The 26,928-nt window shown below is 35.2% G+C and carries 20 protein-coding genes; 19 read left to right on the top strand and 1 reads right to left on the bottom strand.

The window, feature by feature from the left end; genetic code table 11:
• The first annotated feature begins 107 nt into the window (after positions 1-107).
• Positions 108-1,664, top strand: a complete 1,557-nt coding sequence (locus KORDIASMS9_RS14710; RefSeq protein ID WP_114903572.1) for a M28 family peptidase — start codon at positions 108-110, stop codon at positions 1,662-1,664.
• A gap of 68 nt (positions 1,665-1,732) precedes the next feature.
• Here KORDIASMS9_RS14710 and KORDIASMS9_RS14705 read toward each other — a convergent pair whose 3' ends face one another.
• Positions 1,733-1,912 carry a hypothetical protein gene (locus KORDIASMS9_RS14705; protein ID WP_114903571.1) on the bottom strand — a complete coding sequence of 60 codons (180 nt, stop codon included), beginning with the start codon at positions 1,910-1,912 and terminating at the stop codon, positions 1,733-1,735.
• Between the two features lie 232 nt (positions 1,913-2,144).
• On the opposite strand from KORDIASMS9_RS14705, the gene KORDIASMS9_RS14700 reads away from it, so the two are divergent.
• The 18 genes from KORDIASMS9_RS14700 (at position 2,145) to KORDIASMS9_RS14615 (ending at position 26,901) form a co-directional block, all read left to right on the top strand.
• Positions 2,145-2,501 (top strand): hypothetical protein, encoded by a 357-nt coding sequence (locus KORDIASMS9_RS14700; RefSeq protein ID WP_114903570.1) that lies wholly within the window; start codon positions 2,145-2,147, stop codon positions 2,499-2,501.
• A 222-nt stretch (positions 2,502-2,723) separates the two neighbouring features.
• The gene (locus KORDIASMS9_RS14695; RefSeq protein ID WP_114903569.1) at positions 2,724-4,571 is read left to right on the top strand and encodes a histidine kinase; all 1,848 of its coding nucleotides are present in this window, start codon (positions 2,724-2,726) and stop codon (positions 4,569-4,571) included.
• Positions 4,561-5,304 carry a LytTR family DNA-binding domain-containing protein gene (locus KORDIASMS9_RS14690; protein ID WP_114903568.1) on the top strand — a complete coding sequence of 248 codons (744 nt, stop codon included), beginning with the start codon at positions 4,561-4,563 and terminating at the stop codon, positions 5,302-5,304. The genes KORDIASMS9_RS14695 and KORDIASMS9_RS14690 overlap by 11 nt, the downstream gene beginning before the upstream one ends.
• Positions 5,305-5,428: 124 nt before the next feature.
• Complete coding sequence (locus tag KORDIASMS9_RS14685) at positions 5,429-6,205, top strand: hypothetical protein (protein ID WP_114903567.1); 777 nt, start codon at positions 5,429-5,431, stop codon at positions 6,203-6,205.
• A 219-nt stretch (positions 6,206-6,424) separates the two neighbouring features.
• Positions 6,425-6,664: a hypothetical protein gene (locus KORDIASMS9_RS14680; RefSeq protein ID WP_114903566.1), complete on the top strand. Its 240-nt coding sequence runs from the start codon at positions 6,425-6,427 to the stop codon at positions 6,662-6,664.
• A 161-nt stretch (positions 6,665-6,825) separates the two neighbouring features.
• Positions 6,826-8,070: a PAS domain-containing sensor histidine kinase gene (locus KORDIASMS9_RS14675; RefSeq protein WP_114903565.1), complete on the top strand. Its 1,245-nt coding sequence runs from the start codon at positions 6,826-6,828 to the stop codon at positions 8,068-8,070.
• The gene (locus KORDIASMS9_RS14670) at positions 8,048-9,094 is read left to right on the top strand and encodes a response regulator (protein WP_114903564.1); all 1,047 of its coding nucleotides are present in this window, start codon (positions 8,048-8,050) and stop codon (positions 9,092-9,094) included. The genes KORDIASMS9_RS14675 and KORDIASMS9_RS14670 overlap by 23 nt, the downstream gene beginning before the upstream one ends.
• A 264-nt stretch (positions 9,095-9,358) precedes the next feature.
• Positions 9,359-10,141 carry a universal stress protein gene (locus KORDIASMS9_RS14665; RefSeq protein WP_114903563.1) on the top strand — a complete coding sequence of 261 codons (783 nt, stop codon included), beginning with the start codon at positions 9,359-9,361 and terminating at the stop codon, positions 10,139-10,141.
• Between the two features lie 95 nt (positions 10,142-10,236).
• Positions 10,237-11,079, top strand: coding sequence for a universal stress protein (locus tag KORDIASMS9_RS14660; RefSeq protein ID WP_114903562.1), 843 nt, complete (start codon positions 10,237-10,239; stop codon positions 11,077-11,079).
• A gap of 47 nt (positions 11,080-11,126) precedes the next feature.
• The gene (locus KORDIASMS9_RS14655; RefSeq protein ID WP_114903561.1) at positions 11,127-11,954 is read left to right on the top strand and encodes a universal stress protein; all 828 of its coding nucleotides are present in this window, start codon (positions 11,127-11,129) and stop codon (positions 11,952-11,954) included.
• Positions 11,955-12,025: 71 nt separating this feature from the next.
• Entirely contained in the window at positions 12,026-12,478 is a 453-nt protein-coding gene (locus KORDIASMS9_RS14650) for a hypothetical protein (protein WP_114903560.1), read from the top strand.
• 11 nt (positions 12,479-12,489) lie between these two features.
• On the top strand, positions 12,490-13,170 hold the full coding sequence (locus KORDIASMS9_RS14645) for a hypothetical protein (RefSeq protein ID WP_114903559.1): 681 nt from the start codon (positions 12,490-12,492) through the stop codon (positions 13,168-13,170).
• A 9-nt stretch (positions 13,171-13,179) separates the two neighbouring features.
• Complete coding sequence (locus KORDIASMS9_RS14640; RefSeq protein WP_162819976.1) at positions 13,180-13,812, top strand: hypothetical protein; 633 nt, start codon at positions 13,180-13,182, stop codon at positions 13,810-13,812.
• A 413-nt stretch (positions 13,813-14,225) separates the two neighbouring features.
• The gene (locus tag KORDIASMS9_RS14635; RefSeq protein WP_114903557.1) at positions 14,226-16,601 is read left to right on the top strand and encodes a hypothetical protein; all 2,376 of its coding nucleotides are present in this window, start codon (positions 14,226-14,228) and stop codon (positions 16,599-16,601) included.
• Positions 16,602-16,603: 2 nt separating this feature from the next.
• Entirely contained in the window at positions 16,604-19,213 is a 2,610-nt protein-coding gene (locus KORDIASMS9_RS14630) for a hypothetical protein (protein ID WP_114903556.1), read from the top strand.
• A gap of 13 nt (positions 19,214-19,226) precedes the next feature.
• On the top strand, positions 19,227-21,173 hold the full coding sequence (locus KORDIASMS9_RS14625) for a hypothetical protein (RefSeq protein WP_162819975.1): 1,947 nt from the start codon (positions 19,227-19,229) through the stop codon (positions 21,171-21,173).
• A gap of 95 nt (positions 21,174-21,268) precedes the next feature.
• Complete coding sequence (locus KORDIASMS9_RS14620; protein ID WP_205317996.1) at positions 21,269-26,419, top strand: hypothetical protein; 5,151 nt, start codon at positions 21,269-21,271, stop codon at positions 26,417-26,419.
• Positions 26,416-26,901: a hypothetical protein gene (locus KORDIASMS9_RS14615; RefSeq protein ID WP_114903553.1), complete on the top strand. Its 486-nt coding sequence runs from the start codon at positions 26,416-26,418 to the stop codon at positions 26,899-26,901. The genes KORDIASMS9_RS14620 and KORDIASMS9_RS14615 overlap by 4 nt, the downstream gene beginning before the upstream one ends.
• Positions 26,902-26,928: the final 27 nt, after the last annotated feature.

Below are 26,928 nucleotides of genomic sequence, written 5' to 3'. Positions count from 1 at the left end.
CCTTTGACTTCTCTAAACCAACGTGATGAGATACGTGTAAAAGCAAGCTTTCCCTACCTACATTGTTTTGACGAATTTCATACAACAAATAATTAAAAAACTCACTTATGAAAAAACTCCTATCATTAGCACTTTTGGCTATTATTGGATGTGGCACAAATCAAAAAACTGCACAAGAAAAGGCAGTCAAAAACTTAGATCCTATTCCCTACGCCAACACCATTACAGAAGCCGAACTGAAAACACATTTGTATACGTATGCTTCTGATGAATTTGAAGGAAGAGATACTGGCGAACCTGGACAGAAGAAAGCAGTAGCATATTTGAGAGACGAATATAAAAACTTGGAAATTCCCGCAGCACAAAAAGACGGAAACTATTTTCAAAATGTGCCTTTACAAAAAGGAAGCAACTTACAGGCAGACTTGACTATAAATGGCAAAGAATACATATTTGAAGATGACTTTTTATCATTTCAAGCACAAATGAATGGAACGGTTTCTTTTTCAGAAATTGTGTATGTAGGCTATGGAATTGATGATGAAAACTATTCTGATTACGAAAACATAGACGTAGCAGGAAAAATTGTGATGTTTAAAATTGGAGAACCTGAAAATAAAGACGGTACCTTCGTTTTAACAGGAACGGAAGAAAATTCTAAATGGGGAAACATCCGACAAGGAGCGGCAGCCAAAATGAGTGTTGCTAAAGAACGCAAAGCCAAAGGTGTATTATACTTTGTGGGCGATTTGTACGAACGCTACAAAATGCAAGCTGCATACATGAAAAAGCGAAGCAGAATTTCTTTAAAGGATAAAAAAGATCCGTTCTTTTATTATGTAGTTAATGAAAAACTAGCCACAGATGTACATGCTGATATTGCCAAAGATGCAACGCCTGCTAGGATGAAGGTTGATGCGGCAATCGTAAATAAAGACAAAACAAATGATGTGGAATCTGAGAATGTTGTCGCAATCATAGAAGGAGACGAAAAGCCCAATGAATACATTGTAATTTCTGCACATTTAGATCATGAAGGTGTAAAAAATGGAGAAGTTTATAATGGAGCTGACGATGACGGTTCGGGAACAGTGGCGATTTTGGAAATTGCGGAAGCTTTTAAACAAGCACAAAAAGAAGGAAACGGTCCAAAACGTTCTGTCGTGTTTTTGCATGTGACGGGAGAAGAAAAAGGATTGTTAGGATCGAGATATTATACCAATAATCCTATATTTCCTTTAGAAAATACAGTTTCCAATTTGAATATTGATATGATAGGTCGTATTGACCCAAAACGTACCGAAGGCGAACGTAATTATATTTATTTAATTGGTTCAGACAAGTTGAGTACAGAATTGCACAATGTTTCCGAAGAAGTAAATAAAAAGTACACCAACATAGAACTAGATTACACATACAACGATGAAAACGATCCAAATCGTTATTACTATCGTTCAGATCATTATAACTTTGCGAAGAATGGTATTCCTGTCATTTTCTACTTTAACGGAACACACGACGATTATCACAAACCAACAGACACCGTAGAAAAAATCAATTATGATTTATTGACCAATCGCACACGTTTGGTATTCCATACTGCGTGGGAATTGGCAAACAGAGAACAACGCATTACCGTTGATAAAGCTACAGAAACAAAATAAAAATAGACTACTATATACTTGAAAAGCTTCCACCTCGGAAGCTTTTCGTTTTTTAAAAAACTACATTCCTAGCAGTCGAACCAATTGGTTGGACAGACTGCTGCAGTAAGATCACAAACATCTCCTGCTTTGGTAGGATTTACAGTAGATTGCTTTGTAGTTGGCAATGCACCTCCAAAAACACGATCGGTTAATGAAACCACTTGCTCTTTTCGGATTTCCAATGTTTTTAAATTCTTTTTTTTCATAAGAAATAGTTTTTAAAAGGTTTATAAATTACATACGATTGCATCGTACATTCGTATTAAGAAGTACGGAAAAGTGTGTTTTGTTACCGCTTTTTTGGGAGAAATATAATGAAGTGATGTACTTTTCGTAAATTGCTTTTTGATCCGATTGAACTAAAAATGACGTATTTATACGCTGTTTTCGTATGCTAATTAGGTGTATTTTTGAGTAAATCATAAAAAACAATTCATTATGGCAACACAATTAGAAGCAACCATGACCATTCCTAAAAACGGAAAAAATATTTGGACAGATATGATGCAGAATCCTTCAAAATATAAAATTCCACAAGGTATCAGCGAAGGCAACTTTTTAGCCGCTTCGTATGCACAATTTTCAGATGGTGTTTTTGTTTTTGGCGGCGTCGCGGTAGGAACCTCCGATTTTAATTATCCACAATTTATGGTATTTGATAAAGATTACAATCAAATTGGTGGTTGGCCAATTGATCCAAGCGATTGGGAAGACTTTCAAGTGAATTCCATTGAATTTGCACTCAACGATGATGAAGATCCGATGTATACCTTAAACATCGTAGAAGCGAGTTAGTTTTTTTTAAAACAGATACAAGATAAAGAAAGTGAGCTGAGAAGTTCACTTTTTGTTTTTATCACCATAAATCAACGCGCTTGCTCATCCTACAAACTTCACAAAAGAAAACTGCTTTTTCAACATGATCAACGCAACTTTTGATATTTTTTTATAGCTAAATGATAACTTCGATTCGTTTACTGTAACCATCAATACACAATTTTTAGTTATGTTTACCATATGTCAAAAGTCTTTCCATGTATTTTCGTACTCATAACGCTGTTTGCTTGTCAGAAAGCGGTAAACACTACAGAAATTACTCAAAAAGTGATTTCGCTTCAAGCAAAAGCGCAACATACCACGCTTGATTCTACTGCATATTTCCTTAAAAAAGCAGCGATATTACTTCAGAAATATCCTTTTATTTCCGATTCGCTTCAAGCGGAAAACACATTTGCGTTTGGAACCTATTATCGGGCTAAAAATGAAATGGATAGTGCAGCTACTTATTTTTATAATACGACAAAAATTTTGCAACATACGAAAGTAGATTCAAGACATTTTTACGTTTACTATGTTGCGTTTGAAACTTTTAAAAATCAAGGGAAATATGGCGATTGCATGGCATTGGTAGAGGCCTTTAAGGAAAAAATAAATCTAGAAAAAGATCCGTTAAATGCTGGGTATTACCATTTCTTTTTGGAAGAAATTTACAAAGGAACGTTTCAGTTTGAAAAAGCACTAAAAGCCAATGAGAAACGCATTGAAATTATTGCAAAACATCCTGAATTAGCATTGACCAATCATCAAGAATTGCTGAATCGCTATCGTATTTTAGACAATTTGAACCGTTCCGAAGAAGCTGTCAATATTTTGGATGCTCTTATCAAAAAAGATTCGCTATTAACGTATGATTTGAAGCGACAAGTATATTCGGCACGCGGTATTTATGATTTTTATCAGAACGATTTGAAACGTGCCATTTACCACTATAAAAAATCACTTGAAAATGTAAAACGCTTGACCGTTTTTGATAAAAATGAACTTTTAGCCAATAGTTATTCGAACATCGCAGAAGCGTATATTATTGAAAAAGAGTTTGCCAAAGCACAACAATATTTAGATTCTGCCAAAGGGCAAAATTTTGAGCAATTACCAACCGATTATCAACGAAACATTTTAACATACCAACTTCGTTTGGCAAACGAACAAAACGAAGCTACCGCTACTGTAGAAGCGGAATTAGATCGTTTGTTGGACCATCAAAACAACGCGTATCGCAAAAAATACGAATCTGAATTGTTAGCACTAAAAACAGCCGCAGCCAAAGAAAAATTGTTGTTTCAACAGCAACGAAATACCGAATTGAAAAACATACGTTTGCGCAATGGTTTATTTTTAGTATTCAGTATGTTATTTTTAATTGTTTTTGGTGGAATTCTTTATTATCGCACTAAAAAACTCCGTTTTCAAAGACAACATTTGCAAATGCAACAACGGTTGTTACGCAGTCAAATGAATCCGCATTTTACGTCGAACGTCCTCTACTCCATTCAAAATACGATCAAACACAGCAAAGAAGAAGCAAAAAAACATTTGCTTAAATTTTCGCGATTGTTGCGTATAATCTTAGAAAATTCTACTCAAAACTATATTCAGTTTGACAAAGAAATTGATGCGCTCAAAAAGTATATGGACTTTCAATTATTGCGCTTCCCTAAAAAATTTCACTATGAATTTCACTATGAAAACATGCACGAAGACGAATTGATTTTTATTCCGCCCATGTTGTTACAACCGTTTATTGAAAACAGCATCGAACACGGTTTTTCAAACATTGATTATACAGGTCTGATCACACTTCGTTTCACCAAAAAAGAAACTTTTATTCTTTGTGAAATTAGTGATAATGGCAGCGGTTTTTCCAAAGATAAAAACACCTTCAAAAACTCCACTTCTATTCAGTTAATTCAAAATTTTATAAAAAAAGCGACCAGAAAAGAAATCTCAATTTCAACAAATACCACCGCAAACACAGGAGTTTTAATTACCTTAGCAATCCCTTACAAACTTTCCGATGAAAATTAAAACGCTTATCATTGACGACGAAATTGCCATCCGCAATGACTTAAAAACGCTCTTACAAGAACATTTTAGCGAAACTGTTTCGGTTATAGGAGAAGCTTCCAATGTTGCGGAAGGAATTGCACAAATAAAAACACTCAAACCCGATGTAATTCTACTTGACATTCACTTAGGTGATGGAACAGGTTTTGAAATTTTGGCGGAAATTCCGAATAAAGACTTCAATATAATTTTCGTTACCGGATTTGACAATAACGCCATCAAAGCCATTAAAGTTGGTGCGTTGGATTATATTTTAAAACCCGTAGACGAAGACGAATTTGTAATAGCCATCGAAAAAGCCATTGCGCTTAAAAATGAAGGAAATCATTTGGACAAACTCATTGAGGTTTCACAAGACTTTTTTGAAGGTGTCAAAGAAAAAAGAGTCATTCTAAAAACGTCCGACGCTGTGTATGCCGTGTACGAAAAAGATATTTTATACTGCCGCTCAGAAGGAAATTACACCACATTTTACACACAACAACTCGAAAAAATAATGATTTCAAAACCGATGAAAAAGGTGGAAGAATTGTTGTCGCCAGAATTGTTTATTCGCTGTCATCAATCCTATATTGTGAATAAAAAACATGTGTTAAAGTATGACAAAAATGGTGTGCTTATTGTGCATATTGACATCAAAATCCCTGTGTCTAGTCGCAGAAAAGAATACACACTTGAAAAAATATTCAGCTAAAAGCATACGTATTTGAAATAGCAGACAGCGAATTTGAAACCAATCCATACACTTATGAAAATATACCTATTCTTTGGTAGAAGAATAGTATTTTAGATAAAATTCACCCTAACACAATTGCATTATGAAAAAAATAATATTCGCATTAGTGCTACTGCTTTTCGTTTGTTCTTGTAAACAAGAAAACCTTGAAAACGAAGAAGAACTTGTAAAAGAGACTTCGAAATCAGAAATGACGCCCAAAAATTTTAGCACTATCAATGATGGGTATAGTCAACGAGAAATTCTAGAAATCAATTTAAATTGGGTTTCTTACATTGCGGGAAGCGTATTACGAGAAGATGCCGCTGCACGACAAGAAGTTGCAACATTGCTTCAAAATGGCAACAAAGTCATTAAATTAAACCAGCTTTTAGACAACAATTCTGCATTTGCAATTAAATTCATTGAACGTACTAATTTATATTTGTTTATGGGATATCCAAATCATGATAAAACACGCCCAAATCCACCACCTCAAGGAATTGGCGGAGGAAGTTCTAACCTAACAGCACAATTTATTGACTATATTTTATACAATCATTGTATTGAATTATACTTCCCAAAATCAGTGAACTTCGTTGGAGAATTTTCAATTTCTACCACAGGACATCCAATGAATGATGTAGACACTTCTAATGAAGGAATCATACGCTATTTCGAACCATTAGTCGTCACTCCTTTTGCAGATTTACTTTCAACAACGCATCTCATTACGGTATCTTACAGTTATTTGCACAACGCTCAAAATGTCATCATTGCACGTCCATATAGAAATTCAAATGATCCAATTACGGGCATAAATTGTACGTATATTCAATACAATGATATTTCTGATTTTACAGACTTTTTAGAGTACTAAAGCAACCAGTAGATTCACATATACAAAAGCCGCCTATAACAACGATAAGCGGTTTTTTTATGTCTTTTTTTTCAAAATGAAGTACGAATTTGAAATAAATCAATACACTTATGAAGTTGCTATTGTGTACAGCACTTTCTATGCGCATCTTTATGTGGTAAGACAGTAAAAACTACTGTTGAAAGCACATTTTAAAATATAACTTAAACGATCATCATTATGAAAAAACAACATTTAAAATCGTTAGTATTAAACAAGAAGTCAATTGTAAACCTAACCCTTACCAGTAAGATCATTGGTATGGGAAATATGGAAACGGCTCCGGGTTGTGTTCAAAACTCACATGATCCTTTGCAGTGTTCAGATACTGTGCAATCATTTTGTAATGATAATGTAAAAGGAAGCTGTGAAGGATGTCCTGTTGGAACAGGAACAGTTGAAACAAACTGTTGTGACTAATCGCTTTTAGAAAGATTACATTCTTTTTTGAAAATTTTTAAAATCCATCAATACATTTGGTGGATTTTTTAGTTTCAAATGTTTTAATGCTTTAACCGTATACGTTTCGTATATTTTTTTCCTAATTTCGTGAATTAGATGCTTGATGCTTAAAAATTACTATGTTCCGACAAGAAAAAGATATATTCAATATTCTTTTAGATGCTGTATCTGAAGGAGTTATCGTTGTAAATACGCAACAAAAAATCATAGATGTCAACAAATCGGCAGCAAACATGTTTGGCTACCAACGTGAAGAATTGATTGATAAATCGATTGAAACCCTAATTCCGTCAAAATACCATAAAGGGCACAGCGCACATTTTGATGGTTTTATGAAACAGCGCGAAAGTCGCCAAATGGGACACGGACGCGATTTATACGGTGCTCGAAAAGATGGCAGCACGTTTCCTGTAGAGGCTGGTTTAAATCCGTTTACGGTACAAGATTCACATTATGTAATGGCGCTTGTCATTGATATTTCTGTGCGAAAGCAACAAGAGGAAAAAATTCAAGAGTTGTATGAAGACTTAGAACAAAAAGTAATACAACGCACACAAGAATTAAGCAAAAGTATTGCCAAGCTTGAAGCTGAAAATATACTGAGAATTCAAGCAGAAGAAGAAGCCAGAATTGCACTGAAAAAAGAACAAGAACTTAACGAGCTGAAAACAAAGTTTTTATCCTTGGTTTCACACGAATTCAAAACACCGTTGAGTAGTATTTTAACGTCTTCCATGTTGTTGGGAAAATACAAATTGACCGAACAACAAACCAAACGAGATCGCCATATCCAAATCATTTCTGACAAAGTTCATTACCTAAATAATATTTTGAACGATTTCTTATCGGTTGAAAAACTAGAAAAAGGAAAAGTAAATTACAAACTAAGTACGTTCAAAGTGAGCAAAGTGGTCAACGAAGTTGTGTACAACGCCAATATGTTATTAAAAGACGGACAACAAATTAATTATCCAGAAGATATTGACGGTTTTTCGTTGTATCAAGATGAAAAAATTGTTGAATTGGCATTGTCAAACCTAGTGAACAACGCCATTAAATATTCTTCTGAAAATACCATTATTGACATTCTAATTACACAGGATATTACCACTACAACGTTTAAAATAAAAGACAATGGTATTGGAATTCCAGAAAAAGAACAAAAAAACATTTTCAATCGTTATTTTAGAGCTGAAAATGCATTGTTAGTTCAGGGAACAGGCATTGGATTGAATATTGTTAAAAGTCATTTAGAAAACTTAAACGGAAGTATTTCTTTTGAAAGTGCCGAAAATAAAGGCTCCATATTTACAATTAACATACCGAATAAAGCAACCACAGATGAAAAGAGTATTACTAATTGAAGACGATACCATCTTACGAGAAAATACAGCTGAATTATTAGAACTTGCCAACTATGAAGTCATCACTGCACCCAATGGAAAAAAAGGTGTAGAAAGTGCTTTACAGCATACACCAGATATTATTGTGTGCGACATAATGATGCCCGAACTAGATGGATATGGTGTGTTGGAAACATTATCTGCCAAAGACGCTACGAAGTATATTCCGTTTATATTTTTATCTGCAAAAACAGAGCGACAAGATATTCGCAGAGGCATGGACTTGGGCGCAGACGATTATATTACCAAACCGTTTGAAGAAGAAGAACTCACAAGCGCTATAGAGAGTCGCATTGCAAAAGCTGCCATTTTAAAAGACGAACGTGAAAATCGATCGCTAAAAGAAGAAGAGCATCAATTGCGAAATCTGAATGACTTGAAGAACTTTTTTGATGATAATGGTACAATTTTCAACTTTTCAAAAGATGCTACTATTTATGAAGAAGGCCAAAGCTCTAATTATATCTATTTGATTATCAAAGGTGTGGTAAAATGTCACAAATTTGACGAACAAGGAAAAGAACTCACGACAGCATTGCACAAAGACGATGATTTATTCGGATATACATCATTTACACAGAATATGCCGTATCAAGAAACAGCAACCGCAATGAAAGACACGGAAGTTGTGGGACTTTCCAAAAGTGAATTGATTGATGTTTTGGACAAAAACCATAAAGTAACTTTAGAATTAATTCAATTATTAACCGATAATATTTCGGGCATCAAAGATCAGTTGCTGCAAATGGCATACAGTTCGGTACACAGAAAAACAGCGACCACGATTTTAAAATTTGCAGATAAACTCAATCGCCATCCAAACGATCCAATCAAAATTTCACGAAACGATTTGGCAAGTGTTGCCGGAATTGCTACTGAAACGCTCATCCGAACACTTTCACGCTTCAAAAAAGAAGGCATCATTGAAATTGAAGGAAGAAACATCAAAATTGTAGACTATAAGCAATTGCAGGAAATGTATTAACTATACATGTCTTTGCTACAAAACCACGTCACGTCGAGTGATTTTCTGATTGAAATGAAGAAAAATAGTATCGAGATGTACTTGAAAACTCAAGCTTTCTTTTGATTCCTTGCTTCAAAGGAATGACATCAGCATTCCAAAATTCAAATTCTTACTTAAACTTATAAACTTTTAAACTTATACACTCATAAACCAAAACATGACCAATATCATTTTATAAAGAAATCGAGCTCGTTAGATTTGTTCGTAAATGTCAATCTAGCGATGAAAAATATATTATTACCAACAGATTTCTCCCAAAACTCGTGGAACGCAATTGAGTATGCATTGCGTTTTTTAGAATCTGCCATGTGTAATTTTTATGTCTTACATGTAAACGAAAAAGCAGAAAACGATACCAAAGCTAAGTTTGACGAACTCCACAAACGTATTGCTATAACGTTCCCAACACAACAAAATCATCATTTTTTCACCATCATTCACACAAACTCATTTGTAGAATCAGTTCGCGAAGAAGTAGACGAAAAAAAGATTGATATGATCATTATGGGCGCCAAAGGCTTGACAAGTAAACAATCGCATGTTATCGGAAATTATGCTGAAAACGTAATTACAAGAGTCAAATGCAAACTCCTCATCATTCCAGAAAATGCTACCTATAAAGTTTTTGATGAAGTTGCTTTCCCAACAGATTTCAGCTTGGCATCCGACATTCAAACCTTAGCACCAATTGCTACCATTTTAGACAAAAAAAACACCTCACTTCGAGTGTTACACATCAACAAAGTTACCAACCATTTGAACCAACATCAACAAGCAAACAAAGCCTTGTTGGAAGATTTTTTAGATGGTCGCAAATATAGTTTTCACTTTCTGTCGAATGATCATATAGAAACTGCTGTCGAAAATTTCACAGAACGAAAAGACATTGATTTGATGATTATGGCGGCAAAAAACTTAAACTATTTCAAGCAAATTTTATTTCACTCCAATGTAGATCATATCAGCTATCATCGAAATATACCGTTTTTAATTCTTCATGAATGATAGCTTGTTTCCAAGCTTTCTAAGCTGATATATATCATAGTTTTTTGAACCGTAACACCGTACTTTTAAACTAAGAATTTAAAAAATGTACAGCGATGAAAAAAATACTATTGCCCACCGATTTTTCAGAAAATTCCTTGAATGCTATTCGGTATGCCGTTCAATTATTTAAAGATCAAAAATGTAATTTCATTTTATTAAACACCTATACACCAGTAATTTATCATGTACAATATATGGAAGTTGGTGCTGCGCAATTTGGCTTGCTGGATGCGTTGAAAGAAAAGTCGCAAAATGGCTTGAAAAAGGTTCAGGAAACGATTGAAAAAGAATTTCCAAATCCGATGCACTTTTTCTCTCGAATCTCTGCATTCAATATGTTGATCTCAGAAATTGAACTTCTGTATGAGGAAAACACAATGGATATGATCATCATGGGAACGCAAGGTGCTTCTGGATTAAAAGAAGTACTATTTGGCTCCAACATGATTCATGTATTAAAAAACAGTAAATGTCCGTTGCTCGCTGTACCAAGTGATTATACATTTCAAAAACCACACGAAATCTTGTTTCCTTCTGATTATGGCGTTGATTTTGAAAAAAGACATGTCACAGAAATAAAAAATATCGCTTCCTTATTTTCGGCACGTGTACACATTTTACATGTCTCTAATGCAGACGAATTGACCACTTCGCAAGAAGAACACAGGCAAAAACTTGCAACACATTTTGAAGGTGTTTCACACTTATTTCATACTGTACATCATCACGACATTGGAACAGCGATTTCGGAATTTCAATCACAATCGCGCATTGACTTTTTAGCCATGCTAAATAACAAACACTCGTTTTTTGAAAACTTATTTTTTGGTTCCAAAGTAAAACGAATTGGATTGCACTTAAACACTCCGTTTTTAGTAATTCCAGCAAAAATATAACCGAAAAATTAACAATAATTTATATCTAAAATTTAATATCAAACATCATGACAAATATTCTATTGCCCACTGATTTTTCTGATAATGCCTGGAGCGCTATCGTGTATACATTAAAGCTGTATCAACACGAAACCTGTAAGTTTTACTTATTAAATTCGCAAAAAGTAACATCTTCCCGAATGGCAAGTTTTTCCAATAAATTATTGACAACCATGTTGGAAAACTCCAAAAAAGACATGCTCAAACTCAAAGCACAAGTAGAAGCTACAAACACCAACAGTAATCATGAATTTGAAGTCATTGTTAGTTTGGGCGATTTAGACGATGCTATTGAAAGTTCCGTACTCAAACACAAAATTGACTTGATTGCTATGGGAACCAAAGGTGCTACAGGTGCCAAAGGAATCCTTTTTGGAAGCAATACCGCTAAGATTTTTAAGAAAGTAAAAAACTGTCCAATACTTGCCATTCCTAACGATTACGAATTCAATGCGCCAAAACAAATTGCATTTCCAAGCGATTTCAATCACTACTGTGATGCCAAAGAATTGAGCTATTTAAAAAAGCTGGCAGATTTGTACAACTCCAAAATTAGAGTCATTCATATCAATGATAAAGAAAAACTGAATGAAAAACAGGAAGGCAATCTAAATACGTTAAAAGAATATCTGAAAGACTACGAACACAGTATTCACATCGTTCCAAGTCATAAAAGCAAGGAAATCAGCATCCAAGACTTTATTGATGACCTTAACATTGACATTTTAGCGATGGTATATTATTCGCACAGTTTCATAGACAGCATTTTGCGAGAACCCGTTATTAAAAAGATCGCTTTTCACTTAAAAGTTCCTTTCTTAGTCATTCCAGAGTAAGCTGATATTTGTCATAGTAATTCTGGGTTTTTGAAGGTAATTTTAAGGTGTAATTAATAAAATAAATCATCATGAGAACTACACAACAAAGTACCAAATATATTGAATGGATTAGTGCTGAAGATATGCATAGCGACTCGCTAAACTGGTTGTCTCAGCTACGATTTATAAAAGACGAACACTTTTTCTTTGAAAATCTAATCGCTTCTTTTTCAACACAGTTGAAAGAATTAGACATATTTTCTAGCGATAAGGAAATTATTGATGCCATCACTAGATCGTATCGACGTACCGAACAACTCATTAAAATTGTAGTGGTGCATGAAAAAGAATTGCAAATCATGCTCGATGGAATTGATCAGTTGGAAGACGAAAAGAAATACAAAGAAACGCACCGAAATTTAACGATGGAAGTTGCTGAATTTTTAAAAGAATACAGAATTTTAAAAACGCAGCTATTCAATATCGTAAAAAACATCAAAAAGGAAGAGAAACTTCAGTTTTTATTAGATAGAAATCATTAAAAAAAACCGTCATGAAACGTACTTTTTACCTCTTATGCCTAAGCGCTTTTATGTTGGCAGCATGTACCACCACACAATTGGTAGATCATTGGAAAAACCCTGATATTGATCGGTACGAGCCACAAAAAGTATTGATTGTCGGATTGACGTCAAATATGGAAGCGCGTCAAAAATTTGAAAAAAAATTCAAAGAAGAACTCGAAGCACGCGGAAGCGAAGCTGTAACAAGTCTCTCACTATTTGATCCGTCGCTGCGAGAAGAAAAAATGACCGCTGAAGAAATAAAAGCCATTGAAAACTCACTCATTGAAGATGGTTTTGACACCATTTTATTAACCAAAATTATTGGCGTAGAAGATAAAATTCAATACAAAAAAGAGTATCAAGATTACGACGAAACCTATCGAAAATTTAGCGATGAATATTTGAAATATCAAGACATTTACTACAATCCTGAATACTATGAAAGTTACACGGTATATCATTCCGAAACTTCAATGTATTGTATATGTCCAACAAAAGACCGAGAATTGCTCTGGAAAGGATATATTGACATTGTAGATCCGAAATCTATTGAAGAATCGGTCACTGATTATATTTATATGGCACTTGCGGTATTGGAACACGAACAACTCATTAAAGAGAAGTCAGACATCAAAAAAGAAGTCGAAGAAAAAGAATTGATAAACTAATTCAACATCATGAAAACCTTTTCCCTATTAGCGATAGTATTACTGATGGTTAGCTGTGGCTCCATCAAATCTGGTGAAAGTTGGAAAAACCCTGAGTTTACAGAATTCAATCCAAAAAATGTATTGGTTGTGGGCGTAACACCCGATTTTGAGGCGCGAAGTAATTTTGAATTTCTATTAGTGCGCGAATTAAATGCAAGAAACATCAATGCGATACAAAGTACGGTCGTTTTTGAAAAGCTATTCCAAGATGCTACGCAAACGGAAGCAGAAATTGAAGCGCAAATCAATACCTTATTGACAGAAGGCTATGAAACGGTATTAGTTTCTGCGGTAAAAGGCGTTCGCGAAAACGAATCTAGAAGTGGTGCTTCTCCCCGATTTGATTACAGTTTGCAACAATTTTTAGGTGGTTATTTAGCTTCTCGCGATGATTATTTCGATCAAGATGATTACAAAAGATACCAAGTATTCTATGTAGAAACCTCTATTTACAATCTGCAAAAAGACAAAGAAAAATCACTGGTTTGGTTTGGTTCTTACAACATTATTGATCCTGCGGACATTGCAAAAACTACCGACGATTACGTAAAAAAAATTATCAAATCAATGGAAAAAGAAAAAGTCATCCCAAAAAAATAAATACGCTACTAACTACACCTAATGTTGAAAATAGGCTGTTTTAAAAGTTTTTAGAAACATCATTCTGAACTTGATTCAGAATCTCATTATATTGATTTAGAATGAGTATGAGAAACCGAATCGTACTTTGAATGCGCTCAGCATCAAAATTTGGTTTGACGAAATTCTACTTTTAAAAACAGCCTATTTTATCTCAAAAATCCACACAATCTTAACTTCCCAAATAGATTTCTTTCTACTTCAAAACAACAAAGTCCAAACAAAACACGTTATCCTATTGAAGTTTTCATCCAAATTCCACATCAAAACCAACATTTAAAACATTTTATATAACAAAGATTCCACTGCATGAAACACTAGTACAATTTATAAAGTAATACAAGTTCAATTTTTACTAACAATTACTGAATTCAATGTACAAGTCGTTGAGAATCTTAGTTTGGCTTCTTTTGTATTGCACGTTTACTGCTGTTTTAAAAGCACAAGATGTGGATGCACAAGGAAACCTGTGGATTGTGACTTTAGACAAAAGTCGCTCCATGACAGATGCCAATTTGGGATACAAAAACTACGTATTCAACACCTTACTCGATACTGCATTATATTCAAAAATTGACTTTACCAAAGATGCATTTGTCTTTTACAACAGCGGTTTGGTATACATGCCTGGAAAAAACTTTCAGAAAGCGAAAGTACCTTTCTATCTAAAAAGAGAAAATCGTAGTAAAAAAGAATTCAGAAAGCAATTCATCCGAAAAGCCACACGCGGAAAAGCACCGTTGCAATTTTCAGATGCGAACGAATTTGAACGCAGTTTTCAACGAATTTATGGACGTTGGGACACGAAAAACTTTCCGTATGCGACTTCTTTTGTGTCGCTCATTCAACCAATGACACTAGCCTCTTTTTTGGAAGATTACCAAGAACTGAATCTACAGCAATACCACAAAATCATTCTGTGTAGCATTACAGATGATGCCGACCAAACGGATCAATGGTTGCAAGATTACAAAACGGTGCGAAAATTTATGCCCGACAAACAACATGAAATTGACAGCATTTTAAGCAATCTCATTTACAATCCTTTCAATGTGGAAAGTAAAGGCCGTGGTGTATTTTCAGCCGTTTTTCCTCCGATTGAAAAAAATGGAAAACCCAAACTTTTTGCCAATACATACATCACAAAACAAGGTTTAAAACAATCTGAAAAGATAAAAAAAGCAATCACAATTCAAACACAAAAAAAAGATTCTATCACACTAAAAATAAATTCGGAATATGCTGAAAATCATTTGATAAAGTTAGATTCTATAATCGTAAATGGTGAATTATTACAACGTTCCTATCCGATCATTGTCCAAAAAGACAGCGTACAACACATTCCTGCACAACTCAACAGCCTATTCGGCAATACAGTTTTGGTATATGGATTTGGACAACAGCTCTATACAGACGAAGTGCTCGGAAAACGTACCCGAAAAATAGCAATCAACGAAGCGCATTCAGGAATCTACGCGATTTCTTCACCGTTGCATCTTTCGTGGGTACTCAAATTTGGTGCGCTTCTTTTACTACTTCTTCTCGTGTGGATGGTTGCTATAGCTTACAAATGGTATCGTCCTAAATGTATCATTATTAGTCCTTCCGGAGAAGTGACTATCATAAAAAATGGCTTTAAACGCTTGAAAAAGAAGCAAAAAATACAATATGCGGGATTTACAAGAGAAAAAAATCGGTTTGCTTCAGTTAGATTGAAAAATCGGTTTATCGCACATACAAAAATAGACGTGGATACTTCGTCTTCCAAAAAATGGTTGGCGGTCGTTTCAAAGAAAAATGTGTTGTTCTTAAATGATATTGATGTGTTTCAATTTCAAAAACAAGATGCCAAACACATTCAAGGTGTAGAAACGGCTTTTCATGCAAAAATTCGCAAAAAGTATGGTAAAAAATATACAATTCACTTCATAGCATATCCAAAAGAAAATACAAAGCTAAACTTCACCATCCAAAACGATACATCTAAAAATGAATATCACATTCACACGGCAGTAATAGAAGAAGCAACCTTCAAAGACGAACTGACGTTACAAAACGAACGCATGATCAGCGATCAATTCTTAAAAAATGAAATAGCAACTTCCAAAGATTATATACTTGTGTGCAACAAAGTGAACAACAAAACCTTGTTTATCAACTTGATACAAACATTTTCACTACAAACATTCTCGCCTATTCAACTCTTAAAACAATACAAAATTGAACTCACAGAAGATAAAGATATCAAAACCCTAATTCAGCAAGAAGCCCTTTTATTGCAAAAAGAGCTCAAACAACAACACAAAAAAGGAACACTAAAAATATATTACAAAGAACAAGCAAATACAAATCAATTACTGGCAATTGCATATCCGTTTTTTCCTGTAAATCTCTCATTGAGTTCAAATGAAGATCATGCTACGAATGTACGTTTGCCATTGTTCAATTCGGTAAACTATCAAAAAGAAAAAGTTGCCGAAAACGCGTTGCGTATCAAAATTGAGCGACCAACGAATGTGACAATTGCGCCCTATTCCATGCAATTATTGTGGCATCCGCATGCTGAAATTTACAACATGCACTTAACCGACAGAAAGCAATACGCGCTCAACGGAAAACACTATTTGGATATCGGAAATCCAGATGCTATCACGCTCGACGTGACCAAAAATAATAACGAATATACCATACAATGTCAAGGACAAACGATCAAAACGAACGTCCAAGACTATTATTACAAACACATATAACAATGAATAACAAGTTTTTACAAATATCCACGGCACACAAAGATTTGTCCATCAATCTAAGCATTGATCCAAAACCTTGGTACGATCCTGCTTTTATTGTGGTGAACAGCTATAACAAATTGATTTTGAATATTTTGGAAGACACATTTCTCATTCCAAAAACAGCACAAAAAACACCATTACAGCCAAGAATTTTAGCTGAAAAAGCTGTTCGTAAGGTCAATAACATTCCTATTTGGGAAGTCACCATTGGTTTGGGCGATGTGCTAGAAAACGAACAAAGTGACATTGGCACCTATTTTATGGGCGAAACAAATCATGTAAAAAAGCGCGGTTTAAAACTTAGTTTTACAGGAGAGAGTATCCGAAAATTGTCCGATTGGGGCGGAATTCACGTGCGTTTTATCTACAATTCAGCAAACGAAGAAACCCGTTTCGGTGCTTGTTATTTCATCGTAACGAAAGAAAAAAACAAATACGGAAGTCTCAATATTGATTTAGGTTCAGAAGCAACACAGATGGCATACATTCCGCCAAATGAGGAAACTGCTTCGAATGCCTCAGAAGAACCCAGCAATATTTCCATTATTGACGAAATTAAAAAAGGCTATACAAATCTCAACGTTGGCGATCAAAAAACGGCGTACATTCAACGCGATCAGCACAAAGAAGATTCCTATTTATACAAAACAGGAAAGATCATTTACAAGAAAAAAGGCGATTTATCAAGTCATTACGACGATCCTTCCTGTGTGATGGCACTCTTGTCTGATCGTACATTTTTGGATCAAGAACGACTTGCCAATCGCAACGGAAGCAATCAAATGCTTTGGCAATGGAAAACGCACGAGCGCAACTATGACGTAGCTTCTTCGGCAATCAATGAACGTGAATTGTATGTGGAAAACATTCAAGACAACTTAACTATGATTGGCAATCTAAAACTGGCGTATTTAGATCCGAAACAAACAGCAACCATTCAATTAAATGGAAAACTCGGAAATACGCGACGCAGAGGAAACTTGATCGCGCTGACTTCCTACATTTACAAAACACTCATTGATATTGGCACGCGCGAGATGAAAACTGGCAAAGATGTGTTGTTCATGCGTTTGTTACTTTTGATGCCAAATATTTACGATCAAGATCGTGTAAATACTATTTTGAGAAGTCTCAATGAAACCTTTAATAAGGAATTCATGCAGCAGTATTTTTCGGAAGATGGAGACACGGAAACACTTCAAAATCCAGTAGTTGTGGAAACGTTTGCCATTTCGGAAAGTGATGCATCGTTAATTGGTTATTTGAGCAACAATTCACTTTGGATTGACAACGAACGCATTGACATGGGAACAACGGATGACGAACGCTTTCTAATTATTGATGCGGGAAAAGGCACGATTGATTATTCTATTTTAGACTACAACGGAAAAGGATTGTACAACTGTGTTGATCGCGGTGGCATGGCAGGTGCAGGACAATATTTGACCAATATTTTTCTAAAAGCGATGGGAAGTTTGTTTACGGAACAATACGGAAATCCTGAAAAATACTGTCTGTTTGTGCAAAAAGTGGACATGGTACAAGCACTCGTGTTAGAAGAATTTTTTGAACGATTAAAAATCAATTATTCGATTGAAAATGCGCGCGACATTGAAAAAGAAACCTTCTTTCAGCAGTTTTTAAAACACATTCAAAATGATGATACACGTGCAGCAATTCGCATCTTGCAAAACAGTTTTGACTATTTAGATCAAAAAAATGCGTGGAATTTTACACTGAAACGTTGCAAAGCATTCATTGCAGAAAAGTCCAATCACTTAGTGCAAACCTTCATCAACAATTTGATTATTGGCAACCCAACCGAACTGATCACTGACATCAAATACATAGTACTAAGCGGACGTGCCATGAATTTTGATCCGTTCCGAAAACAACTTGAAACGGAACTACAATCGAAAGTAAAACACAAAAACATTAAAAAGATGTTTCGAAAAACCAACGAATATACATCTGTGGTTTTTCCAGATTTGTTGGGCGCGATGGATTTAAAGAAAAAAGCCATCAACTTGGAAGCGATTACGAATTTTTCGGTGAATTCGAATAGCAATTTGCTGATTACGTTTGACAATGAATCGGAAAGCAATTCCTTGTTTACAGGCGTGGAAATTGACGAAAAACAGTTGCACAGATTCAATTACCGCTATGAACCAGAAACGAATCTCAGCGAACGAAAACAAGAAGAAGAAATCACGCATATCTATTATTTGGGAATGCAATCGGACGCCGCTTTTTTACTGGAAAGTAGCAATCACAAATTGTACAAAGCCATTCCGAAACTCAACAAAGATTACAATGTTATCGGCAATTTCTTGGAAGAAACGCTGTTTGGCCCAGGGAAATCGTTGGCAAATTCCGAAATGTATGCGCAGTTTCTCAAAGACATGTCGCACTTAGGAACGCAAACCATATTGCCAAAAACGCAAGAACACCTTCGACAAATACCAAAAGTTTCCACGCGAAAAGAACCAAAAGATGTTGAAAGTTTGCTAGAAACTGTGGAAGTTTCAAACGACTACAAAAAAAGTGCAAGCGAATTGTTAGGCAATTAAAATCACGAAACTCATGATGACTAAAAAAAATACAAATACGCTGCTGTACTCAGTCCTTTTAGCGATTTTTATCTTGTTGTTCCTTGTGACAAAATCGCCAAAACATATTGAAAAGCAGTTGCCTGCCGCTTCCGCAGAAACTTCCATAGACGATGTTGATATTGCCAAGAAGCTTAACTTACAAGCATACAACGCACTGCAAACGGAATTTGCAGACTTACAAAGAAACGTCAACGATAGCACACAACTCCTCTACTTCAAAAAACGTGGAAAAACGGTGCAAATCTATCTTCTGAAAAATGATGCTTCAGAAGTTTCTCAACTACAATTGACGCTGAATGAAACGAATTCGTATGATTTTAACAGCACGTTTGACAACTTGAAAATTTTTACCACTACCAATTTGGGAAACATGCTATTAAACGCCAATTCCAAATGGACGGAAAACAACTATACATCGTCTAAATTTCCAGCATTATTAGGTTGGAGTGCCGAATTCGCAGAAAAATTCAATACACTTCGTCGTGAAAAAATAACGCAAAACAATGCACAAGTTCCCGCAAATACAACCAAAGCCATTCATTTCTTTTTGTGGAGTACGCTCGAATATTTAAAAGCAGGACAGCTCAATAACTTGTATTACACAATTTCCAAAAATAGCGAGAAATACACTGCAACTTCCAGTTTTTATAAGTTTGATCATAAAAGATCACGAGCAGAACACAAAAACGATTCATTACAACAAATCAGTCAGTTCAAAGAAAACCTAAAAAACACTGCCGTTCAGGAAACTACCAATACAGTTTCTGAAAATGACAATGAATTGACTTCACAAATTTTGTTGATTGTAGGAATGCTAACATCGTTATTTTTAATAGTTCGAGAACAAATTCCGAAAAACAAAATTCCTGTCAGCCACAAAGAAAAAACGCCGAAACGAACTGCGGAGGAAATCATGCAACGAAGCATACGGAAGATCAATTCCTTGCAAGAAGCTTCAAAACTTCCGTGGAAAGCTGCTGTGGAGAAAGAATTGACATTTCTCATCGAGCACAAAGAAATCACCAAAAAAATCTTAACTGCAAAAGATAAAAAGGATGAAACATTCCTAAACTCGTTGAAAGAAGTTTTTCCATCACAAATCGCACAATTAATTGTACAAAAAGAAAAGTTGCAATCTATAGAAAAAATAAATTCCGATTTCAAAAACGGCATCCAAAATGCCAACACAATTTCAGAATTATTACTGCATTTACATACTTGGTCAACTACTTTTCAAGTGGAAAATTTGAAGTGGAAAGTGTTAGCAGAAACGATTTCCGACAAACAGAAAACCATTCAAAAAGAAGAAAACAATACGAAAAAACTAGCGCAAATTCAAGAATGCTATCACAACATCACCAATACAAAAGAAGATGTATTAAACAAAGTATTGACACAATTTGCAGAAAAAACGCAGCAACTTCAACACGCAAACGAATTACAACTTGAAAAAGTTCAAAAAGAAGCTGAAAGTTCGATCAAAACCATCAAAGCACAAGCCGAAAAAGCCTATACAACTTTAAAAACTGCAAAGAAAATCAGCGATAATAATAACAAATTGGTAGAGACCTATTTTGCCAACATGTACGATTTGCACATCAAAGAATTCCAAAATAAAGCACGAAATTTTGATCACCTTGAATTGACAAAACGCTTGGCATTTATTGCGTTCAACGTGATGGATTTAGCAAAGTTCATCAACGACAATTGGAGCGCCGATGCACAAACCGAAGGCAATATTCGCAGTATTTTACGCGGAGAAGCATTGAGCGAAATTCCCAAAGAAAACTACAATCCAAATTCGGCAACAAGCTACCTAAACACTATGGTGGCGTTTTTGCACAAAAATGGCGTCAACGAAGTAGAACACTTGATTGACGGCATTGACATCAACGAAGAATTGAAAAGTTTACACTAAAAAAAAGTCCCATGCTCAGTTTTTATTTGCTCATAAGTATCGTTTTGTTATTGGTTGTTTTGCTGTTTGCATCACCCGAAAATCACGGCAAAAAAATGATGCTATTTTCGTTGACAATCATGCTCGTTTTAAGCGTTTGGGTGTTGGCGCGCTACATTCGTTCAAGCGATACAGAATTCTACAAAAACGTGGAAACCCACGCCATTGAACATTTAGGTTATGATTTTTCCAATGCGCACACATTAAATTTGCTAAATGCAAACAAACCTGCAAACGCACTTTTTGACGAGCAACAAGGGCAATTTTTCATTACGGTAGATTCGCTCAACACAGAAACGCCTTTTCAAATCACGTACCAAGATTTAGGAAAACCCTTGTTGATTTCCGTGAATAATGCAGGAACCAATTACAAAATTGCCAACGATTCGCTTCCTATTTGGACACCCGAAGAAATCTTTGAAATTCAGTTTTCTAACAATCGGAAATTAGCCTGTTCGTACTATTTGGACGAAAAAAAGGAACACTATTTCATCTTTGAATTTGATGAAAATATAAAAAACGGCAGTAAAGTTATTGACACCATCAAACGGAACAAATTGCACATTGGCTATCCGATATTGGACATGGTAGAAGCGTGTTTTGACATTGAATTATCCGAAAGTGAAATTGAAGCCTTGGAAGAAACGTATATCATTCGCAACACGATTTACAGCAATCCTAACGGTAAAAAAACCACTGCTTTGCACTTGTATACGGGAAAATTGTTGGACAAGACAGCAGCAAGTTTAGGGAACAAAATTCTGCAACCACAGACAAAACCGCAAAAAATAACGCTCAAAAATAACAGTTATTTCTATATCGGAATTGGACAAAATCAAACTGAAAAATTTCAACTCAACTATCGTGAAAATCGCTCACAATTGCGGTATAAATTGCCTATTCGCTATCCGTTGTATCAAAATGATACCATTGCTACGGCGGAATTGCTCATTTCCACTTCCGTAGATGCGATCATCAAAAGTTCACGTGAATACGATGGTGTTATTAATTTTGAAGGACGCAATACGTTCAACAATCGCCATCACATCAATGCGTCTATAAAATATGCCATTGAAGACGGACAAACACAACTCAACGCGATTAAAATTGACAACAATTCTGGCGAACTGCAATTAGAAAAAGTTCAGGAAAACGAACCGTTTTTTCTCAAAACAAACACCAAAGCGGTGGATTATATCGTGCAAGTCAAAAACTTCAATAAAAATACATTGACACGTTGGTTTTGGCTGCCGTTTTTCATCTTGTGTTTGGCTTCTTTAAGTTTTTACTTTTTGATGCATCACTGGAAAAAAAGCATTGGGTTTTCAGGAAAAAGAGACACAATAGAAGCCAAACTCCACAATGTCCTAAAAATTGAATTTTCGATCTATTGGATACTCACGGTATTTTTGACAGTTCGAATTTATTTGTTGTGGCGCATGTACGCGTTTCCTCCGTTGGAAAACATCACATTCTTTGAATTTGAAAAACTGCAAAGCATGGAATCCTTTGTGTGGACGCTGATTTCCTTGATTGGATTCTTGGTATTTCGCTTTGCTTATTTATACTTAAAAACACACGAAGTCCGAATTCCGTTTGCACATTTGCTAGAAAAAATTGTGCATACCATCAACCGAAAACCATTGTTCCTAAAAATTAGTGTATTGGCAGGAATTTGGTTGGCAGTTTTTCTAGTTTTATTCATTGCAAAAGTTGCTATCAGCTTTGTATTCATCTTAGCTTCCATCCTACTGCCGTTGTTTGCGTTTATGTACATTGACAGCAAAATTTTAGAAAATCCCGATGATTCCATTTGGTTGATGTTTGTCAAACGTTTGCCTAATTTTGGCATGTATGTCTTTCTGTATCTGTTCTTTGATGCAGGATTCTGCCTGATTGCGCTCGCAATGGGTTCGTTGTATTTTTTGATAAAAAACAGTTATTTCCTGCTCAAACAAAAACCGAAAAAACGCTTCAAATATGCTTTTCAATCTGTGTTGTACTTGTGCATATTTTTGTCGGTTTTCTTTGCGCATTACATCATTCCACAAATTCCTGGTTTGCAAAATGTAAGCAGTGGACGAATTGCCGCCAGAGGAAAAATAATCTATACAACACCAGGAGAAATGTTGTTGGACGCAGATTTCAATTCTACCAAAGCACGTCGCATTTTGTGGGCTTCGGAAAGTCATTGGTTTGCCAACAATCACTTGTACGAGCGCGTGAAAAACAAAGCTGGGTACACATTTCCAAACATTCGAACACAATACAATTCCAGAGGTGTAAGTTTGACAGTGCAGACGCGGGAATTTGTAGTATTGCGCTATTTAATTTTTGAACACAATATTTGGTTGCCAATATTATTAATTGCACATTTTTTAGCCTTGTTATTGGTTGTTGGATATTATTACTATCCGAAAAAATATGCAGATCCGATCGCCTATTTTAAGACGCTTGGCGCGATTGCACTCTTTGTCATTTTGAGCGTCATCATGTATTTGGTTTGTTTGAACAGCGTGATTTTCATTGGACAAGATTTTCCTTTTTTAACGCTCACAGGAAAAGCTGCGATTGTCATTCCGTTCGTATTGATCGGTTACATTATTTATCATCTTGACTATAAAAACATAGACGATGTTCAGGAAAAAGCGCCTGCACAATTGCGCATTCCTGCAATTGGTTTGGTCGGTTTGTTGGTTTTCATGATTGGTGGAAAAGTATTCAGTACCACAAATGCGATGGACGATCCAAATATGATTACGCATGAAGCCACACAGCCAGTTGAACGCTTGAAAGGTTTTGTAGACATTCTGAATGCAAACTTTAGAAGTGTTCAACAGGAATACAAACGTTTACAACGCTTGCCAAGTTTGAACTACAAACATGTTCCTGAAATGTTAGATGCATATTTGGGAAAAACAGAAGAAGCGCGTTTTCAAAAAATTGATACGATGGTGAACAATTATGTGTCGCAACCGCGTGATGCAAAGTATTTAAAATCGGCATTGAAAAGTTTTGACATGAACGAAGCGAAAAACTTGGAACACATTTTACACATTCGCAAAAAACGCTATACCGATCAGTTTGAATTTGTAGTGAATAGCAGTTATTACCGCATCAAACCTATTTTTGAAAGCTCAAAAGACAATCCGAATTGGCGTGGCGATGTACTCGCGATGGAAACTCCGAATCAGTATTATTTACAACCTGTACAACAGAAAAAGCGCGATTCTATTTTTAAACGCGGGCAATTGATTGATCGAAATACAAAAGAGTACGAATCCATTCCGTTAGATCGGAAATTATTTGGACGTTCGTTTGCCAAATCGAACTTGATTAAATTATATCGTGTGCCCAGCAAATGGTTATTTTCAGAAGATGATGCGATTGTGGCAAAAATTAGCAACGCAAAGAAAGTAAAACGCATTACACTTTCAAACCGTACGCGCATTTACAAAGAAGAAAATACCGCAAGTTTCTCAGATTTTATCTTGACCAATGGAGATATTTTAAAAATTGAAGACTATAAACCTTTACGCGTGAATTACAATGCGGAAAATTATCTAGCGTTAAATTATAATTATAATGGGAAGCAGCGTTTTTTCTATCCCTTAGGAAAAGGCATGATTTGGGCGTATAATTATTCCAAATTATTGGAGAAAAATTATGAAAAAACGCCTCCGAAAGCAGCCAAACGTTCCACATTTGATTACCAATTGCAGCAAGATTTGCACGATTTGGCAATTAATAATGAGATTCACGATGATTTCTTTCTCACCGTCATGGATGGCGAAGGTCATGTGCGTGCCATGTTTGATTACAATCGCAGCAAAGAAAACTATAAAATCAACCCGAATGATTATCGAAAATTGAATCAGATTTATGAAGAAATCTATTTTAATACAAGACAAGAAGATTTAACACTTGGCACTCGAAATATTCGAAAAATGAACGCTTCTGGCGGTTTTGGATCTACTATTAAACCCATTGTGTACAGCGCGATTACGTCGCAACATCAATTGGACTGGAAAGCCATTAAACTAAATAATATTAATAGTCCTGAAATTCTATCAAAACCTACAAAAAAAGGACTTTCGGGCGATCAAGTGCGTTATTTTGGAAACAAACGTTTGGTATCGTATTGGTTGGAAAAAAGTGGTGAATTTTTGGGAGAAATTGACAATGAAAACTACATTTTACAATCGAGAAACTCGTACAATGGCTTGATGGTCTTATTGGGAAGTTATTCTAAAAAAAGATTGCAAAACTATAAAACCGAACTTTTCAGACCGGATTCAGACACTTTAAAAATGCGCGAACGTTTTCCTAGAATGGCTATCAATAAGCGTTTGTATGTACTTTCGGAAGATTTTTACGAGAAGCTTCCCAAAGACGTGAACAATACCGATTATATTTTGAAATCAGGATTGATCAATAATTTTGATTTTGATACGTCTCGCGAGAAAATCAACACTTCTGTAGATTCTTCTTTTGTCGTGTTTAACAGTGAAAATAAAATAAATACGTTTTATAAAACCGAAGCATTGTTTAGCAACGCCATTCGGAATAGTAATTTTAATTACCAATGGGTTTTTCCTGAAAAGCAAGCATTTATCAAAAATGCTACAAATATTGCGGGTGAAAATTTGAGAAGCAACATCATCAATCCTGCCAAAGGTGGAAGTCCTTTTGAGCTGACACAGTTGGGAATGTTGGAAAATATGGTGCGTTTGTTCAAACTCAATTCGAATGTAAAAGCGTCCATTCAAGAACAAAAAGACAGCACGTACCACAACTTGATGTTTGCTACCAAAGACTGGAATACAGAAACGTATCAAAATTTTGTGAAAAATAATATTTACAAAGCCATGCACAATGTTCCCAAAAAAGGAACGGCAAAAGGTGTTTTTGGCTATAAAAATACGGTAACGTTTAAAAAACCGAAAACGAAAGAAGAAGTTACATTTTACATTTACGCCAAAACGGGAACGCATAATAGCAAAGAAGGTGGCATTAATGACAAATCGCTTGTCGTGGTTATTAGCGATGTAGATTTGACCTTACAAACCTATAAAACCGAACCCAAATTGTATACGATGTTATTGACGATCAACAATGTGAAAAACTGGGAATATCAGAAAAAACAGCAAAAATTGATACAACTCATTACAAATTCAGAATCCTTTAAATTGTACTATACGTTATGAAAAAGCGATCAAAACATACACAACTCAAACTCATAAGCATTGTATTTTTTATGGTACTTCTTTTTGGCACTTGGATTCTTTGGAGTCATTCCGCAGAAAAAAGCACCATTGAACTCAACGAAGATGTCGCTTTTGAGCAAAACCGAACCATTTTGAAAATGAAGAAAGATAGTTTGCTCATGCTATTACACAACTGGCAAACGCTCAAAAATGGTGCTTCTATCAAAAAAAGAAAAACGATAAAAAAGGCAGCAACCAACAGCAATATTTCCGAAGAAGACAACTGGATTGTTTGGAAATACGACGATCGTTACAAACGTGGAATTATGCAAGAATTTTTTGGCGATGAAGCGAAATATAAGAAGGATTCTACTATTTTTTGGCATGATAAAGCGAATCAACAATTACGTTTCAAAGTACAAGCAGACACAGCGTATGTATATGTGCGTTTCATCACGCAATATTATTCGGTGTTGGAGTGATATAAAATACTTTCCATAACTTTGCTG

It is taken from the genome of Kordia sp. SMS9 (assembly GCF_003352465.1).
Taxonomy (GTDB): domain Bacteria; phylum Bacteroidota; class Bacteroidia; order Flavobacteriales; family Flavobacteriaceae; genus Kordia.
The sequence above is the reverse complement of the archived record's forward strand: the minus strand, read 5'-3'. Positions and strand labels throughout refer to the sequence as shown.

What these genes read in the sequence shown, in the direction of transcription:
- KORDIASMS9_RS14710 (WP_114903572.1), top strand. Translation starts at nt 108, where the DNA reads ATGAAAAAACTCCTATCATTAGCACTTTTGGCTATTATTGGATGTGGC.
- KORDIASMS9_RS14705 (WP_114903571.1), bottom strand. Translation starts at nt 1,912, where the DNA reads ATGAAAAAAAAGAATTTAAAAACATTGGAAATCCGAAAAGAGCAAGTG.
- KORDIASMS9_RS14700 (WP_114903570.1), top strand. Translation starts at nt 2,145, where the DNA reads ATGGCAACACAATTAGAAGCAACCATGACCATTCCTAAAAACGGAAAA.
- KORDIASMS9_RS14695 (WP_114903569.1), top strand. Translation starts at nt 2,724, where the DNA reads ATGTCAAAAGTCTTTCCATGTATTTTCGTACTCATAACGCTGTTTGCT.
- KORDIASMS9_RS14690 (WP_114903568.1), top strand. Translation starts at nt 4,561, where the DNA reads ATGAAAATTAAAACGCTTATCATTGACGACGAAATTGCCATCCGCAAT.
- KORDIASMS9_RS14685 (WP_114903567.1), top strand. Translation starts at nt 5,429, where the DNA reads ATGAAAAAAATAATATTCGCATTAGTGCTACTGCTTTTCGTTTGTTCT.
- KORDIASMS9_RS14680 (WP_114903566.1), top strand. Translation starts at nt 6,425, where the DNA reads ATGAAAAAACAACATTTAAAATCGTTAGTATTAAACAAGAAGTCAATT.
- KORDIASMS9_RS14675 (WP_114903565.1), top strand. Translation starts at nt 6,826, where the DNA reads ATGTTCCGACAAGAAAAAGATATATTCAATATTCTTTTAGATGCTGTA.
- KORDIASMS9_RS14670 (WP_114903564.1), top strand. Translation starts at nt 8,048, where the DNA reads ATGAAAAGAGTATTACTAATTGAAGACGATACCATCTTACGAGAAAAT.
- KORDIASMS9_RS14665 (WP_114903563.1), top strand. Translation starts at nt 9,359, where the DNA reads ATGAAAAATATATTATTACCAACAGATTTCTCCCAAAACTCGTGGAAC.
- KORDIASMS9_RS14660 (WP_114903562.1), top strand. Translation starts at nt 10,237, where the DNA reads ATGAAAAAAATACTATTGCCCACCGATTTTTCAGAAAATTCCTTGAAT.
- KORDIASMS9_RS14655 (WP_114903561.1), top strand. Translation starts at nt 11,127, where the DNA reads ATGACAAATATTCTATTGCCCACTGATTTTTCTGATAATGCCTGGAGC.
- KORDIASMS9_RS14650 (WP_114903560.1), top strand. Translation starts at nt 12,026, where the DNA reads ATGAGAACTACACAACAAAGTACCAAATATATTGAATGGATTAGTGCT.
- KORDIASMS9_RS14645 (WP_114903559.1), top strand. Translation starts at nt 12,490, where the DNA reads ATGAAACGTACTTTTTACCTCTTATGCCTAAGCGCTTTTATGTTGGCA.
- KORDIASMS9_RS14640 (WP_162819976.1), top strand. Translation starts at nt 13,180, where the DNA reads ATGAAAACCTTTTCCCTATTAGCGATAGTATTACTGATGGTTAGCTGT.
- KORDIASMS9_RS14635 (WP_114903557.1), top strand. Translation starts at nt 14,226, where the DNA reads ATGTACAAGTCGTTGAGAATCTTAGTTTGGCTTCTTTTGTATTGCACG.
- KORDIASMS9_RS14630 (WP_114903556.1), top strand. Translation starts at nt 16,604, where the DNA reads ATGAATAACAAGTTTTTACAAATATCCACGGCACACAAAGATTTGTCC.
- KORDIASMS9_RS14625 (WP_162819975.1), top strand. Translation starts at nt 19,227, where the DNA reads ATGATGACTAAAAAAAATACAAATACGCTGCTGTACTCAGTCCTTTTA.
- KORDIASMS9_RS14620 (WP_205317996.1), top strand. Translation starts at nt 21,269, where the DNA reads ATGATGCTATTTTCGTTGACAATCATGCTCGTTTTAAGCGTTTGGGTG.
- KORDIASMS9_RS14615 (WP_114903553.1), top strand. Translation starts at nt 26,416, where the DNA reads ATGAAAAAGCGATCAAAACATACACAACTCAAACTCATAAGCATTGTA.